Origin of the sequence: Ruminococcus sp. OA3 (assembly GCF_022440845.1) — a bacterium.
Taxonomy (GTDB): domain Bacteria; phylum Bacillota; class Clostridia; order Lachnospirales; family Lachnospiraceae; genus Ruminococcus_G.
In genome coordinates, this window is sequence record NZ_JAKNTO010000001.1 from 637,921 (window position 1) to 657,599 (window position 19,679).

Annotated in this window: 15 protein-coding genes and 1 tRNA gene; 3 read left to right on the plus strand and 13 right to left on the minus strand. The window is 43.8% G+C overall.

Annotation, left to right across the window (positions count from 1 at the left end; translation table 11 throughout):
* Positions 1-35: 35 nt before the first annotated feature.
* Positions 36-1,907, minus strand: a complete 1,872-nt coding sequence (locus MCG98_RS02975) for an ABC transporter ATP-binding protein (RefSeq protein WP_240300367.1) — start codon at positions 1,905-1,907, stop codon at positions 36-38.
* A complete protein-coding gene (locus MCG98_RS02980; protein WP_240300368.1) occupies positions 1,904-3,667 on the minus strand; it encodes an ABC transporter ATP-binding protein in 1,764 nt (587 codons plus the stop codon). Before MCG98_RS02980 ends, MCG98_RS02975 begins: the two co-directional genes overlap by 4 nt.
* 195 nt (positions 3,668-3,862) lie before the next feature.
* Here MCG98_RS02980 and MCG98_RS02985 point away from each other — a divergent pair, with 195 nt between their 5' ends.
* Entirely contained in the window at positions 3,863-4,756 is an 894-nt protein-coding gene (locus MCG98_RS02985; protein WP_240300369.1) for a LysR family transcriptional regulator, read from the plus strand.
* A 10-nt stretch (positions 4,757-4,766) separates the two neighbouring features.
* On the opposite strand, the gene MCG98_RS02990 is transcribed toward MCG98_RS02985, so the two are convergent.
* From MCG98_RS02990 to MCG98_RS03005, 4 genes are all read right to left on the minus strand, one after another.
* Positions 4,767-5,984, minus strand: coding sequence for a hypothetical protein (locus tag MCG98_RS02990; protein WP_345891614.1), 1,218 nt, complete (start codon positions 5,982-5,984; stop codon positions 4,767-4,769).
* 116 nt (positions 5,985-6,100) lie between these two features.
* Positions 6,101-7,096, minus strand: a complete 996-nt coding sequence (locus MCG98_RS02995; RefSeq protein WP_240300371.1) for a histidine kinase — start codon at positions 7,094-7,096, stop codon at positions 6,101-6,103.
* 11 nt (positions 7,097-7,107) lie between these two features.
* Positions 7,108-8,733, minus strand: coding sequence for a response regulator (locus MCG98_RS03000; RefSeq protein WP_240300372.1), 1,626 nt, complete (start codon positions 8,731-8,733; stop codon positions 7,108-7,110).
* A gap of 225 nt (positions 8,734-8,958) precedes the next feature.
* Positions 8,959-10,881: a flavin reductase gene (locus MCG98_RS03005; RefSeq protein WP_240300373.1), complete on the minus strand. Its 1,923-nt coding sequence runs from the start codon at positions 10,879-10,881 to the stop codon at positions 8,959-8,961.
* 309 nt (positions 10,882-11,190) lie between these two features.
* On the opposite strand from MCG98_RS03005, the gene MCG98_RS18930 reads away from it, so the two are divergent.
* Together MCG98_RS18930 and MCG98_RS03015 are read left to right on the plus strand one after the other, a co-directional pair.
* A complete protein-coding gene (locus tag MCG98_RS18930; protein WP_345891707.1) occupies positions 11,191-12,189 on the plus strand; it encodes a LacI family DNA-binding transcriptional regulator in 999 nt (332 codons plus the stop codon).
* Positions 12,190-12,199: 10 nt separating this feature from the next.
* Positions 12,200-13,225, plus strand: coding sequence for a LacI family DNA-binding transcriptional regulator (locus tag MCG98_RS03015; RefSeq protein ID WP_240300375.1), 1,026 nt, complete (start codon positions 12,200-12,202; stop codon positions 13,223-13,225).
* 57 nt (positions 13,226-13,282) lie between these two features.
* Here the strand turns inward: MCG98_RS03015 and MCG98_RS03020 are convergent, their stop codons facing one another.
* The 7 genes from MCG98_RS03020 to deoC all read right to left on the minus strand — a co-directional run bounded on the left by MCG98_RS03020 (position 13,283) and on the right by deoC (position 19,672).
* A complete protein-coding gene (locus MCG98_RS03020; RefSeq protein ID WP_240300376.1) occupies positions 13,283-14,260 on the minus strand; it encodes an ABC transporter permease in 978 nt (325 codons plus the stop codon).
* A complete protein-coding gene (locus tag MCG98_RS03025; protein WP_240300377.1) occupies positions 14,253-15,761 on the minus strand; it encodes a sugar ABC transporter ATP-binding protein in 1,509 nt (502 codons plus the stop codon). The genes MCG98_RS03020 and MCG98_RS03025 overlap by 8 nt, the downstream gene beginning before the upstream one ends.
* A gap of 11 nt (positions 15,762-15,772) precedes the next feature.
* Positions 15,773-16,759, minus strand: a complete 987-nt coding sequence (locus MCG98_RS03030) for an ABC transporter permease (protein ID WP_240300378.1) — start codon at positions 16,757-16,759, stop codon at positions 15,773-15,775.
* Positions 16,760-16,792: 33 nt separating this feature from the next.
* Positions 16,793-17,872, minus strand: coding sequence for a sugar ABC transporter substrate-binding protein (locus MCG98_RS03035; RefSeq protein ID WP_240300379.1), 1,080 nt, complete (start codon positions 17,870-17,872; stop codon positions 16,793-16,795).
* A gap of 242 nt (positions 17,873-18,114) precedes the next feature.
* A tRNA-Arg gene (locus tag MCG98_RS03040) sits at positions 18,115-18,188 on the minus strand.
* A gap of 103 nt (positions 18,189-18,291) precedes the next feature.
* Positions 18,292-18,921: a DUF305 domain-containing protein gene (locus MCG98_RS03045; protein ID WP_240300380.1), complete on the minus strand. Its 630-nt coding sequence runs from the start codon at positions 18,919-18,921 to the stop codon at positions 18,292-18,294.
* 97 nt (positions 18,922-19,018) lie between these two features.
* Positions 19,019-19,672 (minus strand): deoxyribose-phosphate aldolase, encoded by a 654-nt coding sequence (gene deoC / locus MCG98_RS03050; protein ID WP_240300381.1) that lies wholly within the window; start codon positions 19,670-19,672, stop codon positions 19,019-19,021.
* Positions 19,673-19,679: the final 7 nt, after the last annotated feature.

A 19,679-nucleotide genomic window follows, 5' to 3' on the forward strand; every position in this document is an offset into this window, starting at 1 on the left:
TACATTTAAATAATTTAAAAAGAAAGAGACGTTAACTAAGAATGCTCCGCAAAATTGCCGGTATACAGATGGTAATATTTCCCCTGTTCTTCTATCAGCTGCTCATGAGTCCCCCTTTCGATAATGCGCCCCTGTTCCAGTACCATGATACAGTCTGAATTTCTTACAGTCGAAAGCCGGTGCGCAATCACAAATGTAGTTCTTCCCTTCATCAGCTCATCCATCCCCTTCTGAACCAGAATCTCTGTACGGGTATCAATTGAGGATGTTGCCTCATCCAGGATCAGTACCGGCGGATCAGCGACTGCCACTCTGGCAATTGCGAGCAGCTGACGCTGCCCCTGGCTTAAGTTTCCCCCGTCTCCGGTCAGCATAGTCTGGTATCCGTGCGGAAGGTGTTTAATAAACACATGGGCATTTGCAAGTTTTGAGGCAGCAATACACTCTTCGTCCGTGGCATCCAGCTTCCCGTAACGGATGTTATCCATAACCGTGCCGGTGAATAAATGGGTATCCTGCAGCACCATGCCCAGGGAGCGGCGCAGGTCTGCTTTTTTTATCTTATTGACGTTTATATTGTCATACCGTATCTTTCCGTCCTGGATATCATAAAACCGGTTGATCAGATTTGTTATTGTGGTCTTTCCTGCCCCGGTACTTCCAACAAATGCAATTTTTTGTCCCGGTGTCGCATATAGTTCTATATTGTGGAGGATCATTTTATTTTCATCATATCCAAAATCCACATCATGAAAGGTCACATCTCCCTCCAGCTTTACATAAGTCACCGTCCCGTCAGCCTGGTGCGGGTGTTTCCATGCCCACATTCCGGTTCTCTTATCCGTCTCGCATATCGTTCCATCCGCTTCTTCTCTTGCGTTTACCAGTTCCACGTAACCTTCATCCACCTCCGGTGTTTCATCCAGAAGATCAAAGATACGCTCTGCCCCTGCCATTCCCATTACGATACTGTTCAGCTGCTGGCTGATCTGTCCGATCGGCATCGTGAAGTTTTTATTTAAGGTAAGAAATGATACCAGAGTGCCCAGCGTCAGCCCAATCTGTGTGGTGAGTGCGATCACTGCGCCCAGTACCGCGCAGAGCACATAACTGATATGACCCAGATTAGAATTGACCGGCATCAGGATATTGGCAAATTTATTCGCCTGATTCGCACTTTCTCTCAGCTCATCATTGATCTTTCGGAAATTCTGAAGCGCCTGATCCTCATGACAGAACACTTTCACTACCTTCTGTCCCTCCATCATCTCTTCAATATATCCGTTTACCTGTCCCAGATTCTTCTGCTGCCTGCCAAAGTACGCTCCGGACTTTCTGCTTAATTTCAGGGTTGCAAACAGCATGACTGCCACAATCATAAGCGTTATAACCGTGAGAGGAACATTCAAGACGATCATACTGATCAGCGTGCTGCAGAGAGTTACCGCCGAGTTCAGTACCTGAGGAATACTCTGACTGATAAGTTGTCTTAATGTGTCCACATCATTTGTGTACACCGACATGATATCCCCATGTGCATGGGTGTCAAAATATCTGACAGGCAGGGATTCCATGTGCGTAAAAAGTTCAATTCTCAGGTTGCGCAGGGTCCCCTGTGAAATATTGACCATGATACGGTTATATGCATAGGCACATAATATACCAATTGCGTAGATTGCAGCCAGCGACAGAAGTGCTTTTGCAAGCGGACCGAAATCAGGATCGGCAGTCTGAGTCATCGGAACGATATAGTCATCAATTAACTTCTGCATGAACAAAGTACCCTTTAATGTGGCAAGTGCGGTACCCAGAATACAGAGAACCACCACCGTAAATGCAAGTCTGTAACTTTTTATCATATAGGCAAGCACCTTTTTTAATGCTTTCATCGTATCCCTGCTTTTCATAACTGTTCACCCTCCTTCCCTGATGCCTGATCAAAGTCGCCGCCTCCCTTAATCTGCGTTTCATATATTTCCCGGTAAATATCATTGGTCGCAAGAAGCTGCTCATGCGTATCTATGCCGCTGATTCTTCCGTCATCCAGCACAAGGATCCGGTCCGCATCCTGCACGCTTAAAATACGCTGGGCAATGATCAGCTTCGTCACCCCCGGGATCTTCCGTGTAAATGCGTCCCGGATTTTCGCATCTGTGGCAGTATCAACTGCACTTGTAGAGTCATCAAGGATCAGGACCTTTGGCTTCTTCAGCAGCGCTCTTGCAATGCACAGCCTCTGTTTCTGTCCCCCGGAGACGTTTGATCCTCCCTGCTCAATACAGGTATGGTACTTATCAGGAAAACGCTGAATAAATTCGTCTGCGCATGCCTGTCTGCATACCTCGGTACATTCCTCCTCCGTTGCGTTTTCATTACCCCAGCGCAGATTTTCCAGAATTGTACCGGAAAATAAAACATTCTTCTGCAGGACCACAGCCACCTGATCACGCAGTGTTTCCAGATCATATTCTCTCACATCCTTTCCGCCTACACAGACGGAGCCGTCCGACACGTCATAGAGACGGCTGATCAGATTTACCAGGCTGGATTTTCCACAGCCGGTACCGCCGATAATTCCGATCGTCTCGCCGGACCTTATATGGAGGTCTATATCTGACAGCGCCGCCTCCTCGCTGTCTTCCCGGTATGAAAAGTTCACGTGGTTAAAATCGATGCTTCCGTCCGTGATCTCATTTACCGGATTCAGAGGGTTTACGATATCGGGTTTTTCGTTCAGAACTTCAGAGATACGCCGGCCGCTTGCCAGACTCATTGTGATCATCACGAATACCATCGACAGCATCATCAGCGACATCAGAATCGACATTATATAGCTGAACATGGAGGTGAGTTCACCCGTAGTCAGCCCACCAATCACGATGTACTTTGCCCCGAACCAGGACAGTCCGATAATACAGCCGTAGACAACCAGCATCATGACAGGGTTATTGAATGCCAGGATTCCCTCCGCTTTCACAAACAGTTTGTATAGATTCTGAGCCGCTTTCTCAAATTTTTCATTTTCATACGATTCTCTCACATATGCCTTAACTACCCGGATCGCAGATACATTTTCCTGTACGCTGATATTTAAAGCGTCATATTTTTTAAACACTTCATCAAACAGCTTCATGGTCCTGAGCATGATCAGCACAAGAACTGCTGCAAGGACAACAATTGCTACAACAAATATCATGCTCAGCTTCACATTAATAATCATGCACATCACCAGGCTGCTGACCAGCATCACAGGCGAACGCACTGCGATCCTCAGAATCATCTGATATGCATTCTGTACATTTGTGACATCCGTTGTCATTCTCGTCACAAGACCTGCGGTACTGTAACGGTCAATATTTGAAAATGAAAACGTCTGTATGTTCTCATACATTCCATCCCGCAGATTACAGGCAAATCCGGATGATGCACTTGCTGCGTATTTTCCCGCCAGCACTCCGAACAGCAGGCTGAACATCGCGAGAATCAACATCAGTCCGCCATAACTGTACACATTTTTAATGTTCCCTGCTTCTATTCCGCGATCGATGATAATTGCAGTGATAAATGGAATCAACACCTCCATCACAACTTCCAGCGCAGCGAAAAGCGGGGACAGCAGAGAATCTTTTTTATATTGCCTCACCTGTCCTAATAATGTTTTTACCATAATTTCCTCCGTGTTTTTTATGATTATGATATTGGGGTCAAAAGGTATTCTGACCCCCGATACCCAAGTATTACTTTAATCATTTTATTCTGTTTCAGGTTGTAAGTGAAATTCAAAAATGTTATTATTAATAAATATATTTTATTAATATTGTTGCAGTTTTTATATTGATTTTTAAAAGAGGAGATTATTCTTATGAATACCGTACAATTGGAAAGTTTTTTAGCTGTGGCTGACAGCCTCAGCTTTGCAAGAGCTGCAGAGAAGCTGCATATCACACAGCCCGCAGTCACACATCAGATCAATTCCCTGGAAACAGAGCTGAATATCAGGCTCTTTAACCGGACTACCAGAACGGTAGAGCTTACCTCTGCAGGCTGGAACTTCATCGGCGACGCCAGAAATATTTTAAACCTCATGACCTCAGCCAGGGTTCGTCTTACGATCAATTCAGAAAGTGACAGTTTTCCATTTGCTGTCGGATGCCCCTCCCCCCAGGAACTGATGATGTTACCATCCATCATCCATACTCTGCACAACGAGTTTCCAGCTATGCATCCCATTATCAAATCGGCACCTCTGCCGGTACTTCAAAATCATCTGGAGGACCATACCATCGATGTGCTGTTGTGTTATAAAGAAAAAGACAGCAGGCGTAAACTGGGAACTTATACGGAGCTCACCAGGACACCTGCTGTCTGTGTTATGTCACCTGAACATTCGCTTGCATCCAGAACATATGTCACCGCCGACGATCTGAAAGAAGGACCCGCGGTCGTATGTGACCTCCGGCAGAATCCACGTGCGGTCACAGATCTTCAGAGTACCATTCCAGGAACCCGTCCGGCATCTGATGTCTATTTTTGTGAACGGCTGGAAAGTGCACTTGTTTTTCTCAAGGCGGGAATCGGTTTTACACTGCTGCCTGATATTTTGCCGCTGAGAGACCCAGAACTGACCTACCTTCCGTTAAAAGGCGGCGCGGTCTCTTCCTATGGCATTTACAGCCAGGCTGTGAAGAATAAAGCGGTTACAAAGAGGTTTATCGAATTAATGAGGATTTTTTTTAATGCCGGTTTGTCTATCTAAAATTGTAATCTTATTTCTTCCCAACGGAAACCACCATATCACATGTCAGTTCCAGCCATGCATGGTTGACTGACATGATGATAACCGAAATTTTTAATCCTGACAGATCCTCCAGAATCTCCCGGAACTCCAGGATCGTTGACTCATCCAATATGATAAAAGGGTTGATATAAATGAAGACCTGCGGAGTGACACACAGCCATTTCGCAGTGATCACCTTTAACTGATCGATCAGGGTAATCCCTTTTAAATTCTGTCTGTTTTTATACCGGTCCATCAGATATTCCGAATGAATTAATTCCAAAGCATAATGTGCCATATGATGCTGCAGTCTTTTATTCATAAACCCCAGAGGATTGCTGACTTTATCATTCGCCAGGTATGTGATATTATCGACCAGGCTCATATCCTTATAGATTTTATCCGGCCTGTAACCATTCATTGAGACCGCAATATCGATTCCATTTTCATTTTTCCCGGACAACAGTTCCCATTTTTGTTTTCCAACCTGCATCAGATAATCCCCGTCCATGCTCCACACGCCTAAGATATCTCCTCTGTCCATTGAGAATTCTAAATCTCTGTTTTTAATAGACAAAACGGACTTTCTCAAAGTCTTACCCGTTGTTTTTTGTGTCACTGTCGGAGAATAATACCGCACAAAGTTATGAAATGTAATGTTATCCCGTTTCAGGACTCCGGTTGTCACCCCATTTTGCAGAATGACCAGAGAGTCAAAAGAAGCAAATAAGGTATGATATCGATTAGAAAAAAGCAATACGCTGATATTCTTTTCATTTAAAAACTCAATCATTTTCTCAATGTCTTTGAAACCATTTTCACCAATCTGATTAAACACATCATCGAAAACAATTAATTTTGCTCCCCTTTGAACCGCTATGATGATTTCCAGACATAGTATCTGGCAGTAAGATAACGATTTTAAGCGCGCCTTCGGAGAGATGTCCTGCATATGGTATTCCATTAACAGTCTGGATACTTCCTTAATCAATACCCTGTCCTTAATCCAGATATTGGGGATCAGCCTGGGGAGACTGAGAAACATATTTCTTGCCACTGTCATGTTCGGTATTAAATCCATCCTGGAAGCTATGTAATAAATTCCAGCTTTCTCAAGATTCTCAGGGATGCTTTTGCCGCATAACATATCGTTTGCAAAGATCTTTCCGGTGTCCGGATGATCGCCTCTGAAAAGAATGTCTATCATACATTGCTTTTCCAGTGGATTAGAAAGAAGCGCCACCTTTTTTCCAGGCAAGACCTGAAAGGATACCGACCGCAATACATTTTGCGAATGATTACTTTTACTTAAATGTTCGATTCTCAAAATCTCACTGTGCATACCTGATGCTCCCTGTCATATGGCATTGTAATTTCAAAACAGCTCCCGACTCCCTGAGTGCTGTACGCTGTAACTCCAAACTTTTCACCGTAAAGCAGTTTGATTCTTGCGTTCACATTGACGATTGCAATACCGCTTCCCTTTTGAGATTTCACACTCGAACCGCTCTTCCCATACTCGTTGGAATACAGCTTTTCATTTAAGGATGCCAACTGTTCCGCAGTCATTCCGCATCCATCATCTGTAACGGAAATGAGCATCCTGCCGCCAACAGCACTTACATCGATGTCAATATGAAAATCCTGAACATTATCTTTCATCCCATGCTTCACAGCATTTTCGATAAACGGCTGTATAATCAGTTTGGGAACGCGGTAATCCGGTAACTGTTCCTCATCATTTTGAATCGTTACATTCAAAACAACCTCATTGCTCAGACGATATTTTTGTATTGCCAGATAATCTCTGGCCATTGCCAGTTCTTCTCTTATCATAATAATGTCATTTTTCTGGCTGATCGTATAACGGAAGATCCTTGACAGGATTTCGATCATATCCGCTGCGATTGGTGCCTTTTCCTGCAGAGCATACCCCCGTATGGAATCCAGCGTATTATAGAGAAAATGAGGATTGATCTGACTTTTCATACTGTCAAATTCCGCCTGCTTTCTCATCAGCTGATTCGAATACTCCATATCCAGCGTGTGATCTACCATATCAAGAATAAAACAAAGATATTTGATATAGTCTTTATCGATGTCTTCCGGGACACTTAACGTATAATGTTCTTTTATCGCGTCTATCTTCATTACAACTTTGCTAAACAGCTGCCTGTATATGCAAAATCCGCTGACGCATATAATAAAAATCCCCGACAACAGTATACCGTTATGATAATAGATTCCCACTGCCAGAAGCAAAAGATAAGGCAGCATAAACAGGTATTTTATTGGAAACCTGGTCCTAGAACTTTTCACATTTATTCCCTCTAATATTTTCTGTTCGCATGAATCTTCCTGTATTCTTTCGGTGTTATTCCAACATACTCTTTGAAGGTTCTGCTGAAATACCTCACGTTATGATACCCTACCTTATAGGTGATTTCATTAATATTGATTCTCACATCAAGCAGAAGTTCTTTCGCTTTTTCCATGCGCAGATCCGTAAGATACGCTGTAAAATTTTTCCCGGTCTCTTTTTTAAAGATAATTCCCAGATATGCCGGCGTGATGAATACCTGTTCTGCGACCTCCTCAAGCTTCAGCTGTTTATCATAATTCCGGGAAATATACTCCAGAACCCGTTTCATGATAAGAGAACCCTCTGACTGTTCCTCTCTCCGGAATTTCAACATGCCTGCAGTCATCTTCTCGGGTAAAAATCTTATAATATCACAAGATCTCGAACATTTATTGATCTCTAATGATAATTCCTGATAGATATCCATAAATTCATTCGGGAAATTACCTTTTTGTTTTACAACAGAAAGCACATTTAGCAGCACGCCCCGAAGTGTTTTGCAGACTGAAACATCTTCCCGTTTGCAAAAATTCAATACATCCTGAAAAATCGTCGATATTTTTACCTCGATTTCTTTAAGCTCATTACATTCCACTTTCTCAACCAGCCCGTGAAGAAGGGAAGCAGGCAAAACATATTTACTCTCTTCCATACTTTCCTTATAACCAGACTCATGGATGTCCAACACCCGGTCTACCCCTCGTACAATTCGCATATCCAGTAAGTGGAGTGCCGCATCAAACGAGTCACACAGCGCAGAAACATCTGAGACTGTTTTTCCAATACACACGGTAATACCGGTATCTGCATAAGCTTCTGTCAGCTTTTTTCCACTAACCAGAACCCGCTTGCACAGAGCTGTCATCTCTTCCCTTTTCTGTTTACTTTCTTCCAGGTTTAATATGACATAAATGTTCTCCTGATGTTCTGTTACACCGATTTCATAACAAATGTCAGAAAATGAGTCTCGGATGATCATCATAAGATGCTCTGTAATGTGATTTTTAATCCCAATGACAATATCCGAATAATAATCAACCTTCACCACAACAGAACAAAAATAACCCTCCTGAAAAGAGTAAAAATAATCCCGATTGATCTGTTGTACCGTCACATCATGAAAATCAACATCCCTGTATAAGATGCTCATGATAAATGATGTCCGGACTTTTTCTTTATGGTTATCAGCACTCTGCAGCAGCGTTCTCTCACTTCTACTCTCAGAAATTTCCTGAGTCAGCTGTGCCAGAGATTTATTCAATTCGTTGGAATTAATCGGTTTCAGCAAATAATCTCTCACACCCAGTTTAACCGCTTTTTTTGCAAACTCAAACTGTGCATATCCTGATACAATGATAAACCTGGGATTTACGTGCTGCTTTTGTACCTTTTCGATCAGCTCCAGGCCATCTGTGATCGGCATCGTAATGTCTGTGATTACAATATCCGGACGTTTTTCCATAATCATATCGTATGCCATCTGTCCATTTTCCGCATAACCTGCCAGTTCCAATCCCAGTTCCTCATATAAAATACAACTGTTTAACAGGAAAAAGATACTTTTTTCATCTTCAACGATCAAAAGCTTTTGCATATTCTCACCTCTCAAATCATGCAGAGACAGACCGCAAACAGACTGCAAAAGCACTGTTTACCAATCTTTTCTTTATACTATCATATTAATCAAGTAAACACAATCGACTCAATTTTGGTATATTTTACTTTACAAATCATAAGTCCGGCAAATGGAAGGAGGAGTACAATCAGACTTCCTCACTGATTGTACTCCTTTTGAAAGCTTACAAAAGCTTAAATCGTGTTATCCTCTGACCCGGGAATTTGAAACGTCATAGAAGCAGCGTTCGGTCAGAATTGCTCCCGTATTGGAATTACCGATCACAGCAGCATCTCCTATTTTAGCCATATCGGTATCGATCAGGGCAAATCCTATATTCTGACCAATCGTATATCCATAGGTAAACATCGTAACCTTACCCACATTCCTGCCATTGACTTTCACGTCATCTCCGGTCTGAACATGCGCAGAAACTTCCGGTACCAGAAAACCAACCAGGGAACGTGTAACCCCCTTTTTCTTTGCCTGCCGAAGAGCTTCTTTTCCGACAAATTCTTTATTCCAGTCAACCGTCCAGCCAAACCCTGCCTCCAGGGGATTTGTTCCCGCCAGATCACTCATCAGAACATAACCCTTCTCACGCGGAATACTTGTCACGATTACATCCGTATCGATTTTTCTGATGCCATGTTCACGTCCATATTTCTCCAGTGCCTGTTCAATGTGGGCTGCATCCGACGGCGCACAGTAAATCTCATATCCCAGTTCCCCCGTATATCCGCTGCGGGCAATCTTAACTTTCATGGCGCCGATCTGATTATCCCCGATGTGAAAATGTTTCAGTTCATCAATCGGATCTTTCAGTATCTTATTCATCACTTCCCTGGAGTTTGGTCCCTGCACCGCACACATGGACGTAATGTCCGTGATATCTGTGTAAGACACGGCCTCATAAGTGCGGTGCCGGTCAAACCATGCGATCAACTCATCAATGTACAGTGTTGATACCCAGTATGTATTCGCATCGATATGGAACACTATCACATCGTCGATGATCTCTCCGCCTTCGTTCAGCATTGTCGTATATTTTGCGGTTCCCACACCTGCACCGGATATATCGGCAACAAACATTTTATTCAAAAATGCTGCCGCATCACTGCCTGTCACTTTCAGCAGATTGTGTGTGAAATCATAATATCCCACTTTATTCCGAATTGCCTCATGATCTTTCTGCTGCTCACTTACCACTTTTGTTTTGTTTTTTTTTAATTGTTTCTTCAGATCTGTTGTATCACTGCAGATTTTTTTCAGATGCTTCGTTAGTTTCTTTTTTACCTTTGCATTTGAAACCGGATCCGGATCCCGTTTCCATTTATCATTTAAGCTCAGGATCTTTTCCCTGGTTTCGGCATCAATCTTCCCACGCTTTTCCTCAGAATCCATCCATTCCTCAAATGTACCGATCCAGCGCGCATCGCATCCGATATCATCCGGTGTCGGATAGACCAGTTTATCCATACGCGTATAATTCAGACGCGGCGGGTTCCCTTTGATGGATACTTCGAACAGAAGGTCAGCCGCTCCAAGACCCGGCTCATGCGGTGTGACTTTGTCCCGCTCCATATAGTCTGTCTTAACACTGACTGCCACGACCTCAAACACATACAGGGTGGAGCCGTCTACGCGGACAGTTTCGATTACTTTTGCCTCCAGGTTGGATACGCATTCTGCGATGCCATACGGTTTTACTTTCTTAGACGGGAGCGGTGTCAGCCCTGCCACGTCGATCTCATTGATCCCTTTCGGCATTGGCAAACCAACAATGGTACTCTCACGAAGCAGTTCATATGGATAATAGCTGATGACGCATTCTCCCGTTTCATCCAGGTTCTTTCTTCCGTCACGGTCATTGTTCATCGCAAAGGCATAACACCATCTCATGTTAGGCGGCGCAGACTGGAACGCTGTTCCCATGGACACAGGAGTACAGTTTACATTGCCCTTCTTATCCATCGTCGTGACAAAGTAACATGCTACCGGCGGCTGAATCCATCTGTGGCTGAATCCTGTCGTCTCATACGTCTCCAGGCACTCGGTGAAATCCCCCTTCTGCTCTCTCTCGGTCTCTTCAAATATGCTCTGTACATCAAAATACGAAAAACTCATCTTTATTCCTCCTGTCTCAATTAATTTTCGGATTACCAGTTATCCATTTCCATCGATGTTTTGTTAATTTTAATATTTTCTTTACTTATTACTTATGTTAAGTTTATTATAGGGTGAACATTTAGTTTTGTCAACACTTTTTTCTTTGATTCCCCACTTTTTCCCTTTTCCTTTTTATTATCGAACAACCCGGATGTTTTCGCTTGTTTTTTGTTTACTAAACTCTTAACATCTGATTGACTATCCATGTTTCCTACGATATAATAAAAAAAACACGATAAGAGGTGACGACCTATTACCATTCGAGAAATCGCGGCACAGTTTGGGGTATCCCCCTCCACAGTTTCCAATGTGCTGAACAATAAAAACGGGGTGCGCGACGAATTAAGAGAAGAGATCAAGTCTGTTTTGCTAAAAAACGGTTATATCATAAAGCATAATCCAACACTGGTTTCTGCAAAGCCAAGGAATCTTTTATTTCTCTACTACCAAAGCGCTAATTATCAATCTCTGAGGAACAATGATATACTTCCTCTTACGCTTCACCAGATAGAACAGTACTGCCAGGCGGGCGGTCATCGTTTTATCTTCAGGCAGGCAACCTGCCACACCCTTGACTCCATGCTGGACAGACAGAATCTGCCGGAGATAGACGGCATCCTGATGCTCGGGACAGAATATTATCACAAACCTTCTCCCGCATTCTATTCCTGTGGGAAGCCCATTGTCATATTGGACGGATTATGTCCTGAAGATCCCATCAGCACCGTCAATATTGACAATACCTATGGTGTCTGTCAGCTGGTGAAGCATATCTGTGACATGGGCCACAGACGGATCGGGTATATCAAAAGCCGCATGCCCTTCGGCTGTCTTCGCGACAGAACAAACAGCCTCTATGCTGCACTGGCCCGATTTGGCATGACACTCAGCAAGAAAGACATCCTGGAAGTAAGCGCAGAGTCCGGATTAATTCAGGATGAGGTCACTCATTTTTTTTCAAATGCAGAAGATCTGCCCACCGTTTTTTTTGCCGATAATGACTTTCTTGCAGTTTCCTCCATACAGGCAATCACACGGTCAGGATATTCCGTTCCGGAGGATATATCGATTGTTGGTTTCGACGATCTGGATATTTGTACGTTATTAAAACCGCACCTTACCACCTCGAGAGTAGACTTTGGTGCCATGGCACGGGTAGCCATCCGACATCTTATGAATCTTATTGAGGATCCGGGTCTTCCTGTAACTAAGCTCACCGTAACAACAAAGTTTGTCGAACGGGATTCCGTGAAAAAAATCATATGAGGAGGCAATTATGACAATCAGAGAAATCGCAGCAGAACTAAACATATCACCTACTGCTGTTTCTTATGTGCTCAACAACAAACCCGGAGTTCGAAAAGAACTCCGGGAAAAGATCACAAAGATTTTAATTCAAAACGGTTACTCCATTAAAGAGGATGCCGCCGAGGACCTGAAAAAGGGTCCTGATCTGCCGAAACAACAGACCATTTTATTTTTATATTATATCAGTGAGCGCTACCTGTTTCTCAGAAACAACAATGTATTGACACTCTATCTCAATGCCATTGAAGAAATCTGCAACAGACAAGACTGCAATGTCATAACCAAAAGCGTTACCAGTGATTCTCTCGGTGATACACTGGCAAACACAGATGGTATCGACGGCGTGATACTTTTGGGAATCGAGCTCTACGAAAGGGTTCTCTTCAACCGGTCTATGTGCCGAAAGCCCTTTGTCCTTCTCGACGGCTATTTTCCGGAATCCCCTATCGACAGCGTCAATGTGGATAACTATATCGGCCTGTACCAGGCAGTCGACTATCTTTATAAAAAAGGACATCGAAAGATCGGACACATCAAAAGCAACATGCCCTATGGATGCCTGCCAGACCGCTGGCGCTGTTTTTACGAAATTCTGGATTACTTTAGAATGCCTTTTTTAAAAAACTATCTGGCTGAAGTAAGAATGCAGTCGGAGTTTCTGCAGGAAGATCTGCAGAAGTATCTGAAGGAAAACACGGACCTTCCCACTGTTTTTTTTGCAGATAATGATTATATGGCCATCTCTGCAATGGCAGGGATGCAGCAGGCTGGCTACGCTGTTCCGGACGATCTTTCCATCATTGGTTTTGACAATGCGGACATTTCAACCCTGCTGAAGCCGAATCTGACCACAATCTCTCTGGATTTTCGCGGTATGGCGGCCGAAGCGGTGCAGCGCCTGTTCCGGTTAATGGAATATCCGGACCTTCCGGTTGTTAAAAGTACGATCTCTCCTGTCTTTGTAGAAAGAGATTCCGTAAAAGACCTAACTTAAAAAGCATAAGCGATGAATTGACAGCTCATCGCTTACGCTTTTTTCAGCTTATGTAGTCTAAATCCTTTTCTTCCTGAAATTCTTTAATGCGTCCACATACATCGCCGCAAAAATCACCAGACCTTTCGCAAACGGATAGATATAAGGTGATGCGCCCGTCAAAGCCAGAATGTTATTGATCAGATACAGTAACACAACTCCGATAAATGTCCCCGGGAAAATATTTCCGCGTCCTCCCAGAAGACTGGTGCCTCCCATCACACACACCGTGACGACGTCGAATTCCATCTCGTTTCCTATGGTTCCGCTGTAAGTCCCTACCTTACAGCAGGCGACAAATCCCACAAAGGCGGCACATATTCCTGACAGAATATAAACCGCCATCTTCACTCTCTTTAACGGAAGACCGATGCGCTTTGCCGACTCCTCGCTGCATCCGATGGCGTAACAGTATGCACCAAATCTGGTCTTTCGCAGCACACACTGGAACACCAGCAGTATGATCAGTGACACAAGGATCAAAATCGATATACCAAAAACCCTGGAATCAGCGATCATCTTAAACTCCGGCGGAAGGCTGGTCTGTGCACCGCCGTTTGTGATGTTCAGCGCGATTCCACGCAAAAGTATCATCATTCCCAGGGTCGCCAGCATGGAATTCAGCTTACAGTAGGTAACCAGGATGCCATTGATTGCGCCGATGACCGCACCTACCACAAAGATCAGAATCACCATCTGGACAAATCCGGCGCCGTGATTCATCGCATACACCGCGATTGCTGAACTGCAGAGCGCCACTGATCCGACACTCATATCCATATTGCCCGTGACGATGACAGACGTTCCGCCGGCGGCAACCACCAGCAAAGTCGTTGCCCCCCACATAATCTGCATCAGATTATCTCTGGTCAGAAAGTACGGAGAAATGATTCCACAGACTATGAACATGACAACAAATAAAATATAAAACCCATAGGAAAGCAGGAAATTCGAGACATCAAACTTCTTTTTCACTGTAATCGCTGCTTCATTCATGTGCATCTCCTCCACCAAGTGCTAATTCCATCAGGTTATTATTGTTAATATCAGATCCTTCCACACTCTCAACGATCTTTCCACCCTGAAGAACAATGACTCGATCCGATAAATCCACCATCTCATCGACCTCCGATGAGATCAGCAGGACAGAAGTCCCCTCTGCCGCTATTTTTTTGATTGTTTTGTAGATTTCCATTTTGGAACCGACATCAACGCCCCTCGTCGGCTCGTCCAGGACCAGCACCGGCGCTTTCTTGTTCAGCCATTTTGCGAAAACTACTTTCTGCTGATTTCCTCCGGAGAGCTGAGACGCAAGGGTCTTCTCGTCCGGCACTTTAATATTCAGCTTCCTGATCAGATCCCTGGTCTCCTCTGCTTCCTTATTTACATTAACAAATTTTAACCGTTTGGAGCAGTAGCTGTCCAGCTTAGCCGCCGTACAGTTGTTCGTAATATCCATATTTAAAAACAGGCCGTCATAATGTCTGCTCTCAGTTACATAGCCAATCTTTTTAAGAAGGGTATTTTTCCTGATCTTTGTCAAAGCCCCCCCTTCCTCCTTAAAAAAAACATCTCCTGCATCGGCACGATCCAGTCCAAGCATGGCACGCACCAGTTCCGTACGACCGGATCCCATCAGTCCCCAGATTCCCAGGATTTCACCTTTTCTTAATTCAAAGCTTACCCCTCTCAGCAGATTCCCGCTGATGATCTGATTGACCTTTAAAATCACCTCATCGGTCCTGTGAGCCGTTTCTTTCTTCTCAGCCGCAGCCGGTTTCTGCCCAATGATCATGGTCACCAAATCCGCTTTCTGAAGTCCCTCTACCACACCGGTACCGCTCCTAACCCCGTCGCGAAGCACCAGGTAATCATCGCATAATACTGTGATTTCATCCAGAAAATGCGAAATATAGATGATGATCTTACCTTCATTCTTCAGTCTGTTAATCACCTCAAAGAGTTTATTTTTCTCATGCAGGCTTAAGGAAGAAGTCGGTTCATCAAAAATAATGATATTGGCACCCATAGCCAGGGCACGGGCAATCTCCACCATTTGTCTTGCGCCGATGGTGATGTCTTCCATCGCAGAGTGGGGGTTGATATCATTTGCCCCGAGGAGTTCCAGATATTTTTTTGCCTCTTCTTCCACCTTTGCATTGTCAGTCAGAACAGGCACGGCACCTTTGAACAGGTTTCCGATAAAGACGTTCTGTGCAACGCTCATTGACGCAAAAAACAACGGCTCCTGATGGATAAATGCAATTCCATTTTTTTCTGCATCCTTCGGCGAATTCATCGTGATACTTTTTCCATCGATCAGAACATCGCCCTTATCCTGTTTTAAAATACCACCGAGAATATTCATCAGTGTCGACTTTCCTGCACCGTTGATTCCGATCAATGCCAGTACTTTTCCGGGTTCAGCCTTTAACGTAACGTCATCAAGGGCTAAAACGCCAGGAAACTGCTTTGTTATATGATTCATCTCCAGCATAATTGTCCCTCTCAATCTCTGTTTCTTAAACAGTCTAATGCAATGATAATCACAATCAGAACACCCTTGATGATCAATCCAACATAATATGTATATCCCATCAAATTAATAAAGTTACTGATCACTGTGATAAACAGTGCCCCCAATACAGATCCCAGTATATTGCCTTTTCCGCCGGATAAACTTGCACCCCCAATGACTGCAGCACTGATCGTATCGGTCAGCATGGTATTTCCGACCATTGTGGCCCCTGCCATATTTGTACGCGCCGCAAGCAGAATTCCTGCCATACAGGCATAGATGCCTGCTATCATATATGTGCAGAAGATATACCGATCTGTTCTGATACCGGATACCCGGGCTGTTTCCTCATTCTGACCAATCATATAAAAAATTCTTCCATACTTTGTTTTCTTAAGAATCATGTGACTGATAACCGCCACGATAAAGAAGATTGGAATCGAGATGGGTACAATGCCTATCTTAATTCCAAGAAACAGAAATACATCCGGAAGTCCGAAAACACTTTTTGAATTTGTTATCATAACAGCAAAACCATTGGCAATGATCTGTGTAGACAGCGTTACGATAAATGGAATCATCCTGGCTTTTGCGACCGCCACACCATTGATCATCCCAAATACCGCGCCGACGCCAAAAATGATGAGGATACCGATAACTACATTTCCTGTCTTTGACATGAACAACGCCCCCGGTATTGTCGCCGCCATCAGTACGGCGGGCATTGATAAATCAATGCCCCCGATGATTAAGATAAACGTCATTCCCAAACATAACATACCAACGGTCGTGAGCTGTTCCAAAACATTAATAATATTATTCAGACTTAAAAAATTTGGTACTGCTGCAGAAAGTATAATCACAAAGATCAATGCCGCTGCTGCTGTTGCCATATCAAGGGCTTTCTTTCTATCCGACAATACTGTCTGCATCCAATTATGAACCGGTTTAGCCGTTTTAGCCGTCTGACTACTCATATTATTTCCTCACAATCCTTTTGTTCCTGATGATCAGCTCCAGAGCAGTTTCGTCAGCTCTTCGTCCTGATAGTTTTCACGCGTATATACTGGTCCTTTTACGTAAGTCTCTTCCACTTTTTCACCCTTTGCCAGCGCGATACACTGATCCACGATCGTCTGGGACATACTCACAATATCCATCAGTGAATCCGCATCAACATATCCCTCACTGATTGCATCCAGTCCTTCCTTATATACATCCGTTGCGGCAAACCAGATATGTCCCTCTTCTCCGTTTTTGATCCACTGATTTGTAGACTGAAGAGCGGCTTTTGCCGCCGGAAGAAGGAAGTCAGACGCGATGTAGATACAGTTTGCATCCGGGTTCGCTCTCATCGTACTCGGCAGATTTGATTCCAGCCAGTCCGGATCCCAGTCAGTGTCCAGGTCTGTGACAATTTTGGCACCTTTGTCCGCATATTCATCAACCGCCCGCTTCACACCATTGATGCGGTCAACAGAATTCTGATCCGAAGTGGAACCACTGCAGATAACCAGATTCAACTCTGTTTCTCCCTCCTCAATCATCTGGTCAAATACAGATTTTACAGAAGCAAACCCCTGGTCTTCTGCGTCAACACCCACGAAGGTATCCGGTTTATACTGCCCATCCGGGTTATACGGTCTGTTTTGAATCATCACCGGAATTCCGGCATCCTGACATTCTTTGATCATTGTATCCGTGGCTGCCACATCCTCCGGACAGATACACATCACATCCACCTTCTGACTGATCAAATCCTTTACATCTGAGATCTGTTTGCTGACATCGTTATCTGCAGAGGTAACAATAAATTCAACTTTCGGATTGCTCTCTGATCCGAACTGTTTTGTGTATTCATCGGTTTTGACAAATACGTCGTTCATCAGTGCATTGAAAGACATTCCTACTTTAATCGTATCACCTGAAGAACTTTCTTCCCCTGCTGCTTTGTCGGCTCCTTCTGATGCACCTTCATCAGTGCTTCCATTTTCCGCAGACTGAGACTCCTCTTTTGATCCGCCGCCGCATGCTGCCATCGACAAAACCATGACTCCCGCCATCAATAATGCAAATATTCTTTTTTTCATATTCTTTCCTTTCTCATCATTCTTTTTCATATGTTATTCTGTACATTTTCGCTCGCGATATCGCTTTTGTTTTGTATAATTTATATTAACATTGGCTTTTTTGTTTGTAAACATTATTCATATTTTAACTAATATTTAGTGCACTAATTATTAGATTTAGTGCACTTTTTTCCAAAAAACTGTGTTCTCTGGAAAACAAAAGACGCCGAAAACCTTTTTCAAAGTTTTCGGCGTCTTTTAAACGTCGCTAAGAGGATTTGAACCTCCGGCCTACCGCTTAGGAGGCGGTCGCTCTATCCAGCTGAGCTATAGCGACAGATAAAAATGATATAGCAACCAATCAGCTGCTATATCATTATACTATTTTACGCTGCCTGTTTCAACAATTAATTAAATTTTTTATTTTTTATAATGACCGCTCAATGTGCATGTCCCTCACCATCCAGAAACTTCTGCATGTCGGCCATCTCCTGTTTCTGCAGAGAAATAATATTGTTGGCAAACTCTATGACTTCCTCGTCTCCTGTGTTGTACACGATCGCCTCCGCCATATCAATTGCCATCTGATGGTGCATGGACATTCCCATGGCAAAAGCCGTGTCCAGATCGCCCGCATTCGTATCGTTATGACCTTCGTGATGTTCCAGCATCATTTTATTGTATTTCTTCAGGTAATCCTGTTCCTGATCAAAATCTGTCTGGCCCGATTTTTCAATTCTTTTTATCATATCGTTCATCTGATCAATTTCCTGGTCCTGTGCGCTGATGATATCATTCGCCATCTCGCTGAATCTGGCTTTATCCCCTGCATGCTTGAGGTAACTCCTGGACATATCAATCGCGGCCTCGTGGTGCGGAATCATGCCGTACAGAAAGTCGAGAGACGCGTTGCCGGTGTCTTCCACATTGTCCATATTTTCCATCATCAGATCCATGTATCCCTTTTCTTCCGTGAGGTAGGATTCCAGTTTGCTGTCATCTTTTTTCTCACATCCAAACAGAAAAAGCATCATACCGGTCAATATGGTAATAAATAAATATTTCTTCATGACTAACCTCCGAAAACTATTTATCCATATTATTGACCATATACCGTTTCTTATGTATCACAGAGGAAAATAAATCCTCCGATACACGATCCTTATCCTACAGGCTCTCCGTGACAAGCTTCACCGCAGAGCTGGTTCCCACACGGCTGCAGCCGGCGTCGATAAACGCCCGGAGGTCATCGACCGTGCGAACTCCGCCCGCCGCCTTGATCTTCACATCAGGACCAATATGCTGCTTAAACAATTCCACATCTTCAATAGTAGCTCCACCTGTTCCAAACCCCGTAGATGTCTTAATATAATCGGCGCCTGCATTCGTCACAGCCTTACACATTGCTATTTTCTCGTCCTGTGTCAGGTAACATGTTTCTATGATAACCTTCAGAATTTTATCTCCCACCACTTTTTTCATAGCAGAAATTTCTTTTTCCACCTTATTATAATCACCGTTTTTCACATCCGTAATGTTGATGACCATATCAATCTCACTGGCACCGTCCTCCAATGCCTGTTTTGTCTCTGCCACTTTTGCCTCTGTCACGGAATACCCAAGCGGAAAACCCACAACCGTACAAATATTGATCTGGTCCCCATATTTCTCATGGACACGCGCAATATAGCACGGCGGGATACAGACGCTTGCCGTCTGGTATTTAACCGCTTCCTCACATAACTTTTCAATATCCGTCCACAATGCAAACGCTTTCAACTGTGTGTGATCCACATAATGCAACAAATCCAACTCTTTCATGTCATCC